This window comes from Fulvivirga sedimenti (assembly GCF_020328055.1).
This window is the reverse complement of record NZ_JAIXNE010000001.1, coordinates 1,305,432-1,320,137: the sequence shown is the minus strand read 5'-3', so window position 1 is coordinate 1,320,137 and position 14,706 is coordinate 1,305,432. Positions and strand designations below refer to the sequence as shown.

The 14,706-nt window shown below is 44.7% G+C and carries 17 protein-coding genes; 13 read left to right on the top strand and 4 right to left on the bottom strand.

What is annotated here, in order from left to right; translation table 11 throughout:
- The 3 genes from rpiB to glyA are packed head-to-tail and all read right to left on the bottom strand — an operon-like array spanning window position 1 to window position 2,558.
- On the bottom strand, window positions 1-432 hold the full coding sequence (gene rpiB / locus LDX50_RS06130) for a ribose 5-phosphate isomerase B (protein ID WP_225697527.1): 432 nt from the start codon (window positions 430-432) through the stop codon (window positions 1-3).
- On the bottom strand, window positions 429-1,283 hold the full coding sequence (tatC, locus tag LDX50_RS06125; protein WP_338029996.1) for a twin-arginine translocase subunit TatC: 855 nt from the start codon (window positions 1,281-1,283) through the stop codon (window positions 429-431). The genes rpiB and tatC overlap by 4 nt, the downstream gene beginning before the upstream one ends.
- Window positions 1,284-1,286: 3 nt before the next feature.
- Window positions 1,287-2,558 (bottom strand): serine hydroxymethyltransferase, encoded by a 1,272-nt coding sequence (gene glyA, locus LDX50_RS06120; protein WP_225697526.1) that lies wholly within the window; start codon window positions 2,556-2,558, stop codon window positions 1,287-1,289.
- A gap of 111 nt (window positions 2,559-2,669) precedes the next feature.
- Between glyA and LDX50_RS06115 the strand changes: the two genes are divergently transcribed.
- Entirely contained in the window at window positions 2,670-3,410 is a 741-nt protein-coding gene (locus LDX50_RS06115; RefSeq protein ID WP_225697525.1) for a head GIN domain-containing protein, read from the top strand.
- Window positions 3,411-3,414: 4 nt separating this feature from the next.
- Here LDX50_RS06115 and LDX50_RS06110 read toward each other — a convergent pair whose 3' ends face one another.
- Window positions 3,415-4,137, bottom strand: coding sequence for a pyridoxine 5'-phosphate synthase (locus LDX50_RS06110; protein ID WP_225697524.1), 723 nt, complete (start codon window positions 4,135-4,137; stop codon window positions 3,415-3,417).
- Between the two features lie 40 nt (window positions 4,138-4,177).
- Here LDX50_RS06110 and LDX50_RS06105 point away from each other — a divergent pair, with 40 nt between their 5' ends.
- From LDX50_RS06105 to LDX50_RS06050, 12 genes are all read left to right on the top strand, one after another.
- Window positions 4,178-4,633, top strand: coding sequence for a GatB/YqeY domain-containing protein (locus tag LDX50_RS06105; RefSeq protein WP_225697523.1), 456 nt, complete (start codon window positions 4,178-4,180; stop codon window positions 4,631-4,633).
- Complete coding sequence (locus tag LDX50_RS06100; protein ID WP_225697522.1) at window positions 4,633-5,157, top strand: CvpA family protein; 525 nt, start codon at window positions 4,633-4,635, stop codon at window positions 5,155-5,157. Before LDX50_RS06105 ends, LDX50_RS06100 begins: the two co-directional genes overlap by 1 nt.
- Window positions 5,154-5,726: an anthranilate synthase component II gene (locus LDX50_RS06095; RefSeq protein ID WP_225697521.1), complete on the top strand. Its 573-nt coding sequence runs from the start codon at window positions 5,154-5,156 to the stop codon at window positions 5,724-5,726. The genes LDX50_RS06100 and LDX50_RS06095 overlap by 4 nt, the downstream gene beginning before the upstream one ends.
- A 44-nt stretch (window positions 5,727-5,770) precedes the next feature.
- Window positions 5,771-6,529, top strand: a complete 759-nt coding sequence (locus tag LDX50_RS06090; protein ID WP_225697520.1) for an alpha/beta fold hydrolase — start codon at window positions 5,771-5,773, stop codon at window positions 6,527-6,529.
- The gene (locus LDX50_RS06085; protein ID WP_225697519.1) at window positions 6,526-7,191 is read left to right on the top strand and encodes a CBS domain-containing protein; all 666 of its coding nucleotides are present in this window, start codon (window positions 6,526-6,528) and stop codon (window positions 7,189-7,191) included. The genes LDX50_RS06090 and LDX50_RS06085 overlap by 4 nt, the downstream gene beginning before the upstream one ends.
- 10 nt (window positions 7,192-7,201) lie before the next feature.
- On the top strand, window positions 7,202-8,071 hold the full coding sequence (locus LDX50_RS06080; RefSeq protein ID WP_225697518.1) for an NAD kinase: 870 nt from the start codon (window positions 7,202-7,204) through the stop codon (window positions 8,069-8,071).
- A gap of 72 nt (window positions 8,072-8,143) precedes the next feature.
- Window positions 8,144-9,238 (top strand): DUF6089 family protein, encoded by a 1,095-nt coding sequence (locus LDX50_RS06075; RefSeq protein WP_225697517.1) that lies wholly within the window; start codon window positions 8,144-8,146, stop codon window positions 9,236-9,238.
- Window position 9,239: 1 nt separating this feature from the next.
- Window positions 9,240-9,962, top strand: a complete 723-nt coding sequence (gene porG, locus LDX50_RS06070; protein WP_225697516.1) for a type IX secretion system protein PorG — start codon at window positions 9,240-9,242, stop codon at window positions 9,960-9,962.
- A 63-nt stretch (window positions 9,963-10,025) separates the two neighbouring features.
- Complete coding sequence (locus LDX50_RS06065; RefSeq protein WP_225697583.1) at window positions 10,026-10,763, top strand: isoprenyl transferase; 738 nt, start codon at window positions 10,026-10,028, stop codon at window positions 10,761-10,763.
- Between the two features lie 3 nt (window positions 10,764-10,766).
- Window positions 10,767-13,586: a BamA/OMP85 family outer membrane protein gene (locus LDX50_RS06060; protein WP_225697515.1), complete on the top strand. Its 2,820-nt coding sequence runs from the start codon at window positions 10,767-10,769 to the stop codon at window positions 13,584-13,586.
- 1 nt (window position 13,587) lies between these two features.
- Window positions 13,588-14,118 carry an OmpH/Skp family outer membrane protein gene (locus LDX50_RS06055; protein ID WP_225697514.1) on the top strand — a complete coding sequence of 177 codons (531 nt, stop codon included), beginning with the start codon at window positions 13,588-13,590 and terminating at the stop codon, window positions 14,116-14,118.
- Between the two features lie 24 nt (window positions 14,119-14,142).
- A complete protein-coding gene (locus LDX50_RS06050) occupies window positions 14,143-14,682 on the top strand; it encodes an OmpH/Skp family outer membrane protein (protein ID WP_225697513.1) in 540 nt (179 codons plus the stop codon).
- The last annotated feature ends 24 nt before the right edge of the window (window positions 14,683-14,706 follow it).

The window sequence follows — 14,706 nt, the reverse complement described above, 5'->3', positions numbered from 1 at the left end:
CTAGCAGCCGATTTTACTTACCCTTCTTTCATGACGACCGCCTTCAAAATTCGTGGCGAGGAATGCGTCTACGATCTTCCTGGCCAGATGAATAGAGATGAAACGGGCAGGCAGACAAAGTATGTTGGCATTATTATGCTTTCTTGCCAGCTCACTAAGCTCAACATTCCAGCATAGCGCCGCCCGGATTCCCTGATGTTTATTGGCAGTCATGCATACCCCGTTACCGCTTCCGCAAATCAAAATACCCAACGGAAATTCCTTGTTTTGAACAGCAAGTGATACAGGATGAGCAAAATCCGGATAATCTGTTGAATCAGCTGAATATGTACCAAAGTCCTTTGTTTGAATACCTTTTTCATTCAGGTATTCAATTATGGCACTCTTGAATTCATAACCGGCGTGATCGCCACCAATCGCTAACGTCATCATGATTCTTTTACTTCTTCTTGTTCATTTTTTAATTCACGAGCCTGTCTCTTAATTACCCGCCCTGAAATGAATATACTGAACTGGTACAATCCGAATAGCGGTATAGCAATCAATATCTGACTGAGCGGATCCGGGGGAGTTAAAAGAGCACCCAGGATGAGGATCACGACAATTGCATGTTTTCGGTAAGCCCGCATTAGTTGCGGATTAACCAGCCCGACCTTCGTGAGGAAATATACAACAATCGGCAACTGAAATAAAATTCCGCTGCCAAGAACCAACATGCTTACGGTAGAAACATAGGAGGTAATATCGAACTCATTCTGTACCAGCGAACTTACCTGGTAATTGGCCAGGAAGTTGACTGCCAGGGGTGCCATTACAAAATAACCGAATGATACACCCATCATAAACAGGAGTGTTACAAAGAACACTGCTCCCCGTGATAACTGCCGTTCCTTGGAATAGAGGCCCGGACTTATAAAACGCCATATTTCCCAGAAAACATAGGGGAAAGATACGATCAGACCGATCACAAATGAAGATGTGATGTGCATAGTGAACTGCCCGGTCATCTTTCGGCTCTGGATCATGAATGGTATATCATCAATACAAAGTGCCTGTGAGTTTATCAGATCGCCCACTTTGCATAACATTCGCCAGGTTAGAAAATCAGTTTGTGCCGGGCCAAAAATCACTGTATCCCATACAAAGTCCTTGGCCATAAAAACCACGATGGATATGGTCATGATTGCGATTAACGCACGAATAAGGTGCCATCTGAGTTCTTCCAGATGGTCGAGAAAGGACATCTCCTTCTCTTCCTGCGGTTGATCGAGTGCTTTTGCCACTTTCTATTTATATAGGGGAAACTCGTGCATCCAATGATTGACTTCCTCGCTTACCTTTTTGAGTACTGCCTCGTCGGAATGGTTTTCAAGAACCCGGTCGATTAAAGCTACCACCTTTTCCATATCCGATTCCTTCATTCCTCTGGTTGTGATGGCGGCAGTTCCAACGCGCATACCGGAGGTAACGAACGGACTTTCCGTGTCGAAAGGCACCATATTCTTGTTGATTGTGATATGCGCCTGACCGAGGCTCGCTTCGGCGATCTTTCCGGTGATCCCTTTGGATCGAAGGTCGATCAGCATCATGTGATTGTCAGTGCCCCCGGAAATCACACTGTATCCGCGCTGAATAAATGCGTCGGCCATTGCCTTTGCATTTTTGGCAACCTGAACTACGTAATGAAGATAATCATCGGAAAGTGCTTCCTGGAAAGCAACGGCTTTTGCAGCGATAACGTGCTCCAGGGGACCACCCTGTGTTCCGGGGAACACGCCTGAATCGAGCAATGCAGATAATTTTCTGAGCTGACCCTTGGGGGTTTTAAGACCCCAGGGGTTATCGATATCCTCACCTACAAGGATCATACCGCCACGTGGACCACGAAGCGTCTTGTGTGTTGTGCTGGTTACAATATGACAATATTCCAGCGGATCATTAAGTAAGCCGCGAGCAATGAGGCCGGATGGATGTGATATGTCTGCCAGCAACAAAGCGCCAACTGCATCTGCCGCTTCTCTTAGTTTCTTATAATCCCAATCGCGGCTGTACGCTGACGCACCGCAAATAATCAGTTTGGGCTTTTCCCGCTTTGCAGTAGCGATTACTGCATCGAAGTCGATAAGCCCTGTATCTTTTTCAACCCCGTAAAAGATGGGTTCGTAAAGTTTACCTGAAAAGTTCACCGGTGAACCATGTGTCAGGTGGCCGCCATGCGATAAGTCAAACCCCAGAATTTTATCTCCTTTGTTGAGAACAGCCAGCATTACGGCGGCATTGGCCTGCGCACCACTGTGTGGCTGAACGTTTGCCCATGAAGCGCCAAATAGTTCTTTCACCCGTTCGATAGCCAGCTCCTCTACCTGATCCACTATCTCGCATCCACCATAGTAGCGTTTACCAGGTAATCCTTCGGCATATTTATTCGTAAGAACACTTCCCATTGCTTCCATTACCTGGGGCGATGTGAAGTTTTCCGAAGCGATCAATTCTATACCTGATACCTGTCGTTCCTTTTCCTGAGCGATAAGGTCGAATACTAGTTTATCTCTTTGCATAAAAACGGGTGCTGATTAAGTCGCCAAAAATAGCAGAACTGCTACACTTTACCAATATAGTTGGAGCGATTGATTATATTAGTAATGTAACAACAACCAACAAAAATCAAAATGAACTATTTATCACGCATCTCAGCAATATCCGGAATGGGTATCCTGATCATGTTAAGCGCTTGTAACCTGGATCTGGGTGAACGCGGCAACGGTCAAATCATTACAGAATCACGTGAAACAAGTGATTTTGAAGAAATCGAATTACTTGGAAACTTCAGGATTACCCTTCAGCAATCCGATGATCCGGGTGTGGTCATCACTACCGATGAGAACCTTATGGACCATATTCAGGTAGAAACGATCGGCCGGTCTTTAAAAATCAGTTCCGATAAAAAAATCAGGCCATCCGATCGTTCTGAAATCATCATTAATTACAAATCAGTCGATCTTATTGAAGTTTCCGGGGCTGCTTCACTGCGTGCTAATGAAACTGTGAATGGTGATTATTTGAAAATATCCATGTCGGGAGCCGGAGAGGTCGACATGCGCGTTGACCTGGGAAAGCTCGATCTGGATATTTCAGGGGCGGGCGCCGTAAAACTGCAGGGCAGTGCGGAAGAGCAGTCGATTTCCATGAGCGGTGCCGGAGGATATGATGGAGATAAGCTTGAAAGTAAGAGCTGTCGCGTTTCGATCAGCGGTGTAGGTGGGGCCAAGGTGTACGTCACCCAGGACCTGTTCGCCGATGTTAGCGGAATTGGGGGAGTTAGCTACAGCGGAAACCCTAAAAATGTACAGTCCAATGTATCCGGGTTAGGTAGTGTAAGTGAAGATAAAGACGGCAGGGATCCTTCCTGATTGCCTAGCGGTAATGACCGCAGGCTCTCAGATACAACTGAATCGTATTTTCCAGACCGAAATAAAGGGCATCGCAGATGAGCGCATGGCCAATACTTACTTCACTCAGGTAGGGAATTTGCTGTGTGAAATAAGCTAGGTTTTCCAGGTCGAGATCGTGTCCGGCATTGATGGCAAGTCCCGTACTGTGTGCTGCCGCCGCCGTTCTTATATATGGCTCTATGGCTTTTTCCCTGTTATTTTCGTAATTCCTGGCATAGGACTCTGTGTAGAGTTCAATGCGGTCTGTTCCTGTGCTCACTGCTGAAGACACCATAGATTCATCCGGGTCAAGGAAGATAGAGGTTCGGATTCCTTCACTTTTAAGTTCAGCGATGATATCGGAAAGCATGGAACCATGTTCCTTTGTGTTCCATCCTGCATTTGAAGTAAGCACATCGGGCGAATCCGGAACCAGGGTTGCCTGATGAGGTTTTACCTTTTTTACCAGTTGCATGAACCGGTCGTCAGGATATCCTTCAATATTGAATTCGGTTGTTACTACTGATGACAGGTCAATTACATCCTGATATCGGATGTGGCGTTCATCAGGCCGGGGGTGAACCGTAATGCCCTCTGCTCCAAATCGTTCACAATCCAAAGCCACATTAACCACATCGGGGTTATTTCCTCCACGCGCATTGCGAAGCGTTGCGATTTTATTGATATTTACACTCAGTCGAACCATGTTTATGAATTACCTGGTAAAGGTACTAAAATCAGTTAAGATGACATTAAAGGAACAGATAGATCAGGATATTAAAGATGCTATGCGCCAGAAGAAAAAGGAAGAGCTTACCGCCTTGCGAAGTATCAAGTCCATGATCCTGCTGGCAGAAACGGAAAAGGGTTCAGGTGGGACACTTTCTGAAGATGCAGAACTTAAATTGCTTACCAAGGCGGCAAAGCAACGCAGAGAATCAGCCGATATTTATATCAGGGAAAACAGGCCCGAACTTGCTGAAAAAGAAGAATTTGAATTTGAGGTGATTTCAAGGTATTTGCCGAAACAGCTCAGCAGTGAAGAATTGAGTAAGGCGCTGGACTCGATTATTTCCTCTTCCGGCGCTGCCGGTCCGCAGGATATGGGCAAAGTTATGGGAATGGCAACAAAGCAGCTTGCAGGTAAGGCAGATGGCAAGGCCATCGCAGATCTCGTAAAACAGAAATTAACGCAGCACTAATGTCCGTTTTAGATATCGTCCTTCTCGTCCCCCTCATTGTTGGTGCATATTCCGGATTTCGCGAAGGGTTTCTTCATGAGCTTTTCAGTATTCTCGCTTTCATTATTGGCCTGCTGGCGGCTTTCAAGCTGTTGCATGTTGGTATCGAACTGCTGCGCGACAATTTCAACCTTGACGGAGCCTGGCTTCCGTTAATATCGTTCGTGGGAATTTTTATTGTTGTACTTATTCTTACAAAATGGGTTGGCAAAGCGCTTAAAAGCGTGGTTCATGCTACTCCTCTCGGGGCTGTGGATAAGCTTGCCGGAGCAGTTCTGGCCCTATTTAAATTTGCGCTTGGCGTAAGTGTGGTGCTCTGGGTACTCGATACATTCGGCATATCTCTTCCCGAGACATGGACCGAAGGATCTTTGCTATATCCCTACCTGCGCCCCATGAGTGAGGAGTTAATGTCATGGATCGCGGTGGTTTTGCCGTTTGCCAATGATTTGTTTGATTCCCTGCGATCTGAAATCGGCATATGATCCTGCTGTTGGACAACTATGACTCATTCACGTACAATCTTGTTGATTATTTTGGTCAATTGGGTAAGGAATGCCAGGTACGCCGGAATGATGAGGATTTTGGGCAACTAATTGAGGGAGAATATGAGGCACTGGTGATCAGTCCGGGTCCGGAAATTCCGGCCCGGGCAGGACACCTGATGCGGGTTTTGGACTTCTATGCAGGCCGGATTCCGGTTCTCGGAATCTGCCTCGGGCACCAGGCGATTGGTGAGTATTATGGAGGACAGCTGATCAGGGCAGAAAAGCCAATGCATGGCAAAGTTTGCAGGATCAATGCAGATACGTCCGATATATTGTTCAGAGGACTCCCTTCAGATTTTTCCGTGGTCAGATATAATTCACTGATCCTTGAAAATCTTCCATCGGAACTTGAGATTACCGCCCGATCAGAGAATGGTGAAATAATGGCTCTCAGGCATATTGAATTAATGATTCATGGAGTTCAGTTCCATCCGGAAGCTATACTGACCGATTTCGGAATTCAAATACTGCAAAATTGGGTAGAATGTTACTCGATGACCGTATAATTATTCTTTTTTGTTTACTTTGCACAGGCCGCAAGACGTAAAAAATGACGTTAACACTTAAAGAAAAGAAAGACTTTAAATTCATTGACGAGGGCAAGGGTGAAAATCTTGTACTCTTGCATGGTTTGTTCGGGGCACTCAGCAACTGGGAAGGCGTCGTTAATCATTTCAGCAAGAATTACAGGGTTATCATTCCAATGCTACCCATTTACGATATTCCCATAAGGCAGGCGGGTCTCGAAGGCCTTGCCGTGTTTCTTCGGGAATTTGTGGATGAAATGCAGCTTTCTGAAATGACACTTATCGGGAATTCACTGGGAGGTCATGTCGGCCTGTTATACACATTGGATAATCCTGAGAAAGTAAAAAGGATTGTGCTTACAGGAAGCTCCGGACTTTTTGAAAATTCAATGGGTGGTTCATTTCCCAAACGCGGAAGCTATGAATACGTTAAAGAGCGGGTAGGATATACTTTCTATGATCCTGCAGTGGCAACCGATGAGCTGGTCGATGAGGTTTTCAATACGCTGAAAAGCATACCGAAATGTATGCGCATTGTTGCCATAGCTAAATCGGCACAACGAAATAATCTTTCAGATGAACTGTATCGAATTCAACAGCCCACCTTGCTGGTCTGGGGATTGAACGATACAATTACACCCCCCATAGTAGCGCATGAATTCAATCGGCTGATACCGAATTCAGAATTGCATTTCATCGATAAATGTTGTCATGCCCCGATGATGGAACAGCCCGAAGAATTTAACAAAATTTTGGACGCATATCTGAACGAAACGTCATGACTGCCGAGGAACTGATTAATCACATGATTCCACCATTGAAAATGACGGATGATGCGCATAAAGCCATTATCTGGATGGAAGAATTGCGGTGCAACCAGCTTCCGGTGATTGATCAGGGAAAATTTATTGGTCTGCTTTCAGAAGAACTGATCCTGGAAGAGAATGACATTGAAAAGGTTGTTGGTGATTTTGAGCTGATGGGTCAGAAGTGTGTGGTAAAAGGCGGGTCACATTTTTATGAAGTTCTTAAGCTGGCCTCAGAATATCATGTTCAGACCGTAGGTGTGGTTGATGAGGCTGAAAATTATATCGGGGCAATTACAGTGCAGGATACGATCACCGCATTTGCCCAAAGTGCTGCGGTGCAATTGCCAGGAGGTATCATAGTTCTATCTGTAAATCAGATTGATTACAGCCTGGCTCAAATGAGCCGGCTGGTGGAGGAGAATAACGCCAAAATACTCAGCAGCAGCGTGAAGATCGATGAGCTTGACCCGAATAAGTTAAAGGTGACGATTAAAATTAACCGGCTCGAACTGAATCACATTGTGGCGACATTCGAGCGATTTGGCTATAAAATTATTGCGAGGTTTCAGGAGACAAATATTCAGGATGAGGAAAGAGATCGCCTCGATATGTTATTGAAATATCTGGATATTTAACTGAGAACAGATGAAAATCGCCATTCACGGGAAGGAATTCACTTCGGAAATTTCCGGATTTATCCAGCATGTTTTTGACAGGTTAACAGAATTCCAATGGGAATTTACCATTTCAAAACAGTTCACTTCAGATCTGAAGCGAAACAAAATAAACTATCACTCTGGCACTTCCTACCGCGAACTTCCCGCCGATACAGATATGGTATTTTCCATTGGCGGTGACGGAACATTACTTGAAGCCGTAACTCATGTGGGTAATAAGGAAATACCAATTCTTGGGATCAATACCGGCCGTCTTGGTTTTCTCGCTACAACAGCAAGGGAAGAATTTGATGAGGCCATGAGTAAGATCAGCAACGGTGAATACGGCTATGATATGCGCACGCTTTTGCATCTGGATGCCTCAGAAAAGTTATTCAACGGGCTGAATTTCGCCCTTAATGATGTGGCCATTCTAAAAAAGGATACGTCAAGCATGATCACTGTTCATGCCTATCTTGATGGTGAATTCCTGAATTCTTATTGGGCCGACGGAATTATTATCAGTACCCCAACCGGATCAACGGGATATTCAATCAGTTGCGGCGGTCCGGTTGTGATCCCCGGATCCCATAATTTTGTGATCACTCCGGTAAGTCCGCATAACCTCACTGTTCGGCCAATGGTTGTGCCTGATGAAGCTGAATTGTCGTTCACTATTGAGGGCCGTAGTAAACATTTTTTAGTATCGCTGGATTCACGATACGAGACCGTGGATGACAGCATTAAGCTGGTTATCAGAAAGGAAGATTTCAAGGCAAAGTTGGTCAAAATTGAAGGATACAGCTATTTCAGAACTCTCAGGCAGAAGTTGAACTGGGGTCTGGACGCAAGAAATTAATTTTTTACTTTACCATTTTATATTATACTTTTACTAATTGTGTCAGTCTGGTTGACTTTTAACGATGTTTAAATGAGAAAGTTAAGTGTTTTAATTCTTTCGATTTTCCTTATCATGGGAATGAGCTATGAAGGGTATTCCCAGTTGAACCGTCGTCAAATAAAGAAGAACAGACGGCAGATTTCCAGTTATAAAGGTCGGAAAAAAGGTTTTGGCAAGGAAAGACGCTATAATTATATCGGGCTCTCTGTCAATGGCATGAATTATTTCGGTGACCTTGCGCCTTCCTCGAAGATGTTCAGCACCGACTTTTCATTGATTCAACCCGGGGTTGGTTTATTTTGGGGGCACAGATTTGGACCGCGTTACACACTACGCACCTCATTCAATTACGGGGGCATCCGGGGGAATGATTTTGAATCGGCAGACCCCAATGATTCAGACGGAATTTTCCGGTATGCAAGGAATCTGCAATTCAGAAACAGGATCAAGGAACTGAGCATCGTGGCCATGTTTGACCTGTTTAAAAATGAAAATACATATATCAGTCGTGTGCAATTCACACCATTCGTTTATGCCGGGGTTGCAGTGCTGCATCACAATCCACAAGCGTATGTGGGGGAGAATAGCGGACTACCTGAAGCGGGTGAATGGGTGGATCTTCAGGAAATTGGGACTGAGGGGCAATATGCTCCACTACTGGATACCGATGCGAATCACGGAATAGAACCGTACAAAAAGTGGCAGGTTGCCATACCGGTTGGAATAGGAATTCGCTACAGGTTGAACCAGGTAATGGACATTACCTTTGAAACAGGCGTTCGATATTTATTTTTTGATTATCTGGATGATGTTAGTCAGAACTACGTCGATCCCGGTGTTTTTGATAGTGATCTTGCACGTTATCTGCATGATCGGAGCCTGGAACCCACCGATGCTTTATCCGGAGACAGCCGGAATAACGAAGCTTTTCAGTCATTTATCTCAGGCAGAGTTACTACCATTACAGGGCGGGATGGCAATACTTACCAGGTAATTTCTGGTTTTGGTAGTGAATTTCCTGATAATGTGAGGGGTAATGATAATGAAAATGATATCTACGTCGTTACCTCACTGAAGATATCATTTGTGGTAGGAGGTAAATTCCTCCGTGCCAAATTCAGATAATATGCAATATAAGGCAGGAAAAACATGTTGCGCATTAGCGTTCACCCTGATTATGACGATTTTGGGTGTCTCCGTGCATGCGCAGGGGTATGAGATCGGTCTGGGAATTGGTGGGTTTAATTATATCGGTGACCTGGAACGCGGTCTGCATTTAAAAACCACACGCCCTGCGGCAACCGGCTTTGTTCGCTATAATATGAATGATGCGCTTAGTTTTCGGGCAGCTATTACAGCCGGACAGATGGTCGGATGGGATGAATACTATCCTATAGATCCGTTTGCAGAAAGGCGGGATGCCTCGTTCGATATTTTTGTATTTGAAGCTTCCGGCGTGCTGGAGTATCATTTCCTCGAATGGCGCCAGGAAAATTACCCGATTCGCTGGACTCCCTATTTTTTCGGAGGCCTGGCAATTTTTGGAATCGCCGGGAATGAAGATAAGCCGGAAGATTACAGTAATATTCAGCCAGCCATTCCCTTTGGCGCAGGTGTAAAATATATTCTTAACCCGAAATGGTATATCGGCTTTGAACTAGGTGCACGAAAAACATTTTTTGATTATCTGGACAATGTTTCCGATGGTGACGGAGTGACAAAAGACTATCAATACGGAAATAAATACGATAATGATCTCTACTATTACGGCGGGTTTTCAATTACTTATTCCTTCTATACAATCCCCTGTCCGGTTAGTCCATACCAGAAAAGATATCGCAGAAAGTAAAAACACCTGTCGATATCAGGTAAATTCATTAAATCCGGTTAATTTTGCACCCTTGTGGGAAATCTGAAAGAAAATATATCGCCTTCCAACCTTCCTAGACATATTGCTGTCATAATGGATGGGAATGGCCGATGGGCCAAGAAAAAGGGTGCTGCCCGTATTTTTGGTCATCAAAATGCGGTTACGGCTGTGCGTGAGGTGACAGAGGGGTGTGCGGAACTCGGGATTTCTCATCTGACACTATATGCTTTTTCTACCGAAAATTGGGGACGGCCGAAGCACGAGGTCAACGGACTGATGCAATTGCTTGTTTCCACGCTTAAGAATGAGATTGCCACCTTGCAGGATAATAATGTTCAGTTAACAACGATTGGTGAGACGGAGAGCCTCCCGAATCGTTGTCAGAATGAACTTCACGAAGCAATGGAAATGACCCGAAACAATACCGGGTTAACCCTCGTATTAGCTTTAAGCTATAGCGGGCGATGGGAGATTACTCAAGCAGCAAGAAAAATTGCCCGTGACGTAGAAAAAGGGATAATAAAAAGCGATGAAATAAATTCCGAAATGTTTGCCGGATATCTTACCACGAAAGGAATACCTGATCCCGAGTTGCTGATCCGAACCAGTGGAGAAATGCGCATCAGCAATTTTCTTCTTTGGCAAATCGCATACTCTGAGATCTATATTACCGATACGTTGTGGCCGGACTTTCGAAAAAATGATCTTTATGAAGCAATCTTGGCGTATCAGAAACGAGAACGTAGATTTGGTAGGATTAGTGAACAAGTGAAACCCTGATTGATGAGAAAGATATTTTTAGTGATATTGGTTTGTCTGCTCGTAACAGAAGCGGAGTCCCAGATCAGAAGACAGCGAAACAATCAGGAGCCCACTCCCAGGGAAGAAAGCAGCGTTGCAAATTATGCGCGGCCGCAGGAATATACTATTGCCAGCATTGAAGTGGAGGGGCTGCGCGTACTCGACAAGAATGCCCTGATCTCACTTACCGGATTGAAAGTCGGAGATAAAATAAAAGTCCCCGGCGACAAGGCAAGCAATGCGATCCGAAAACTCTGGACCTACGGGTTGATTGGTGATGCTGCCCTGAGGATAGACAAAATTGAAGGTGAAAATATATTCCTCACGCTCGTTCTTAATGAACGCCCCCGCCTAACCGGCTTTACATTCGAAGGGATCAAAACCTCAAAGGAATCGGATCTTCGCGAAGATTTGAACCTGATCAGGGGAAAGATTATTTCAGATGCCGTGATTCGAAATACCGAGATGACGGTGAAAAATTATTTTGTTGATAAAGGATTCCTGAATACAGAGGTAAATGTCATTCAGGAGGAGGATACGATCAATACAGATGGTGTGAAGCTTCGAATCGTGATTGATACGAAATCTAAAGTTCGTATCAACCGAATTGAATTCATTGGTAACAATGAGATCGAGGATGCCAAGCTGAAGTCGAAAATGAAATCAACCCATGAAAAAGCACGGGTTTCCATATTTAAAAGAGCAGCCGAGACAGTGGCTGGTGTCTCCCCGAAGAAGATGGTGGAGTTTGTCGACTCAAGCTATGACGTCACCGGAAGCGATCTGAAGGCATTCATCAACGATAATATAAAGCTGAATTTTTTCCGTTCATCCAAGTTCATAAAATCGGATTTTGAGGATGATAAGAAGCTGGTTATCGACTATTATAATTCCAGGGGATTTCGTGATGCACAGATTGTGGAAGATTCGATCTATGCTGTAGATGACAATACGATCAATGTTGTTATGAGAGTGGAGGAGGGTAACCGATACTACTTCAGAAATATCATCTGGACAGGTAATTATATCTATACGGATGCCGCACTTGATGATGTACTGGGAATTAATAAAGGGGATATCTACAACCGGGAAATGATCGACCGCAAGTTGACCTTTAACCCGAAGGGCCCGGACATTTCCGGTTTATACTATGATAATGGCTATCTGTTCTTCAGTATCAATCCGACAGAAGTGGCGGTTGAGGGTGACAGTATCGATATTGAGATGCGTATCAGTGAAGGGGAGCAGGCAACCATCAAGAATGTCATCATCAAAGGAAATGACCGCACAAGGGATCACGTGATCCGACGGGAATTGTATACCGTTCCCGGACGTAAGTTCAGTCGTTATGACATTATCCGGACAAACCAGACCCTTGCCAGTTTAGGTTATTTCGATCCGGAACAGATCAGTCCGAACCCAATTCCCAATCCGGCGGATGGAACCGTTGACATCGAATGGAACCTTGTAGAGCGATCAAGTGACCAGATAGAACTTTCGGGAGGATTTGGGGCCCAATTTGGATTCATTGGTACGCTGGGCCTTGTTTTAAATAACTTCTCTCTTCGTAATATGATGAAAGGGAAGTTTACACCGATCCCCGTTGGAGACGGTCAGCGACTGGCGATACGTGCACAGGCCAACGGCCGGCAGTTCCAGAATTATTCATTCTCCTTTACGGAGCCATGGCTGGGCGGTAGAAAGCCGAATTCATTTACCCTCAGTCTGAACTATTCGGTTCAGCGGGCGCGTGTTGTGGATTATAATTCGGCGGGTGGAGAATTTTTCCCTCCATTTAATGAGTATAATGCCAAACTGGGTGTAAAAGGGATAACAGTAGGCTTGGGTAGACGCCTTCAGTGGCCCGACAACTATTTCCAGCTTACCAACTCATTGTCTTACCTGCAATACAGTCTGGAAAACTACGGTACGAGGGGTCTTGGATTCTCAGACGGGCCTGCCAATAGCTTTACGCTGAACTTTACCCTGGCGCGTAACAGTATTGATGATCCGATGTATCCGAAAAGCGGGTCATCTATTAGCCTGAGCGCATCCTTTACGCCACCATACTCCCTGTTCAAAAGCGATGAATACTGGAAATTGTCGTCTGCTGAAATAGAAGATGTGTACGGCGATGTGGATGCGCAATTCCCGGATGCCGGAGATCTGTTTCTTCGCTCTCAGTATGCAGCGGAAATCAGAAACCGCGAGAATTCGGAACGTTACAAATGGATTGAATATCATAAATGGATGTTCGATGCCAAGTTTTATATGACCGTTATCGGAAAACTTGTGCTGGAAACCAAAATGCACTTTGGATTCATTGGCTCCTACAATAAATCGGTGGGTGTTGGTCCTTTCGAACGTTTCTATCTGGGTGGTGACGGATTGTCAGGTAACAACTTCCTGCTGGGTACGGATATTATTGGCCTCAGGGGCTATGATAATAACGTGATCACACCGCCGAATTATGGCCTTGCCGTTTCTGAATTTACACAGAATACCATTGAAGGTGGTACGGTATACAATAAGTTCGGTGTGGAATTACGTTATCCTGTGACAACGGGACAGGCGGCAACTATTTATGGTTTCCTTTTTGCCGAGGGTGGTAATAACTGGAATACTTTTAATAAATTTAATCCGTTCGACCTTTACCGGTCTGCCGGTTTTGGGGCGCGGATATTCATGCCGGCGTTCGGTTTGATTGGAATCAGCTGGGGATATGGGTTTGATGTGCTTCCGGGAAGGACCGAAACACAGGGAGCTTTGTTCCAGTTTACCATCGGACAACAAATTCGATAACATGAAAAACGTATGTGTTTTCATTTTGGCACTATTTTCGATAGTACCTTTATACGGGCAGAAATTCGGGTATGTAGATACCAACTATATTCTGAATCAATTGCCCGAGTATCGCGAGGTACAAAGTGAAATTGATAAGCTTTCTTTGGGATGGCAGGAAGAAATTATTGGCATGTCAAAGGAAATTGACGAAATGTATTCGGAACTCAAGGCGGAGGAAGTACTTCTTACCGACGATATGAAGGAAGAACGTCTCGTTGAGATAAAGGAAAAGGAAGTCGCTCTAAAAGAGTACCAAAAGAAAGTTTTTGGTTTTGAGGGCCTGCTTTTTCTAAAGCAGCAGGAATTGCTGAAACCGTTGTTGGATAAGATCTTTGATGCGATTGAAATCGTGAGTAAGGAACAACAACTGGCGGTAATGTTTGATAAGTCACGAGATCTGGTGATGGTATATACAGACCCACGCCATGATTATACTGACTTTGTTTTAGATGAACTTGGATTGGGAGATCCATCTGACACCATAAAATAGTAATTGACGATTAACTTTAATAAAATGAAACAGAAATTTGTACTAGCCTTAATGACTTGTTTCCTGATGGCGGGAGTAACGCTTCAGGCGCAAAATGTAAAAATTGGGTATGCGGATGTTGATTACATTCTTTCTGAAATGCCGGAAACGAAACAAGTTGAATCCGAACTGCAGTCTTTGAACACGCAGCTTCAGAATCAGTTACAGGCAAAATATCAGGAATATCAGCAGAAGCTGCAGGCCTATCAGCAGGGTGCGTCCACCATGGTAGATGCCATCCGTCAGGAGAAAGAGACTGAACTTGCTCAACTGGAACAGCGTATCCAGAAACTGCAGCAGGATGCTCAGTCAACTATTCAGAAGAAGACGAGCGACCTCATGCAGCCGCTTTATGTGAAGATCGGTGATTCCATCGAAGCTGTCGCAAAAGCGAATGGATATACCTACGTGCTGAACGGACAGGTAGGAGGTATCGATGTTGTTCTCTATGCCGATGAGCAATATGATGTGTCTGACCTGGTGCTGAAAAACATGGGAATCACCCCTTCAACACCGGCTGAATAATTAAATCAAATGAATTTGAAAATG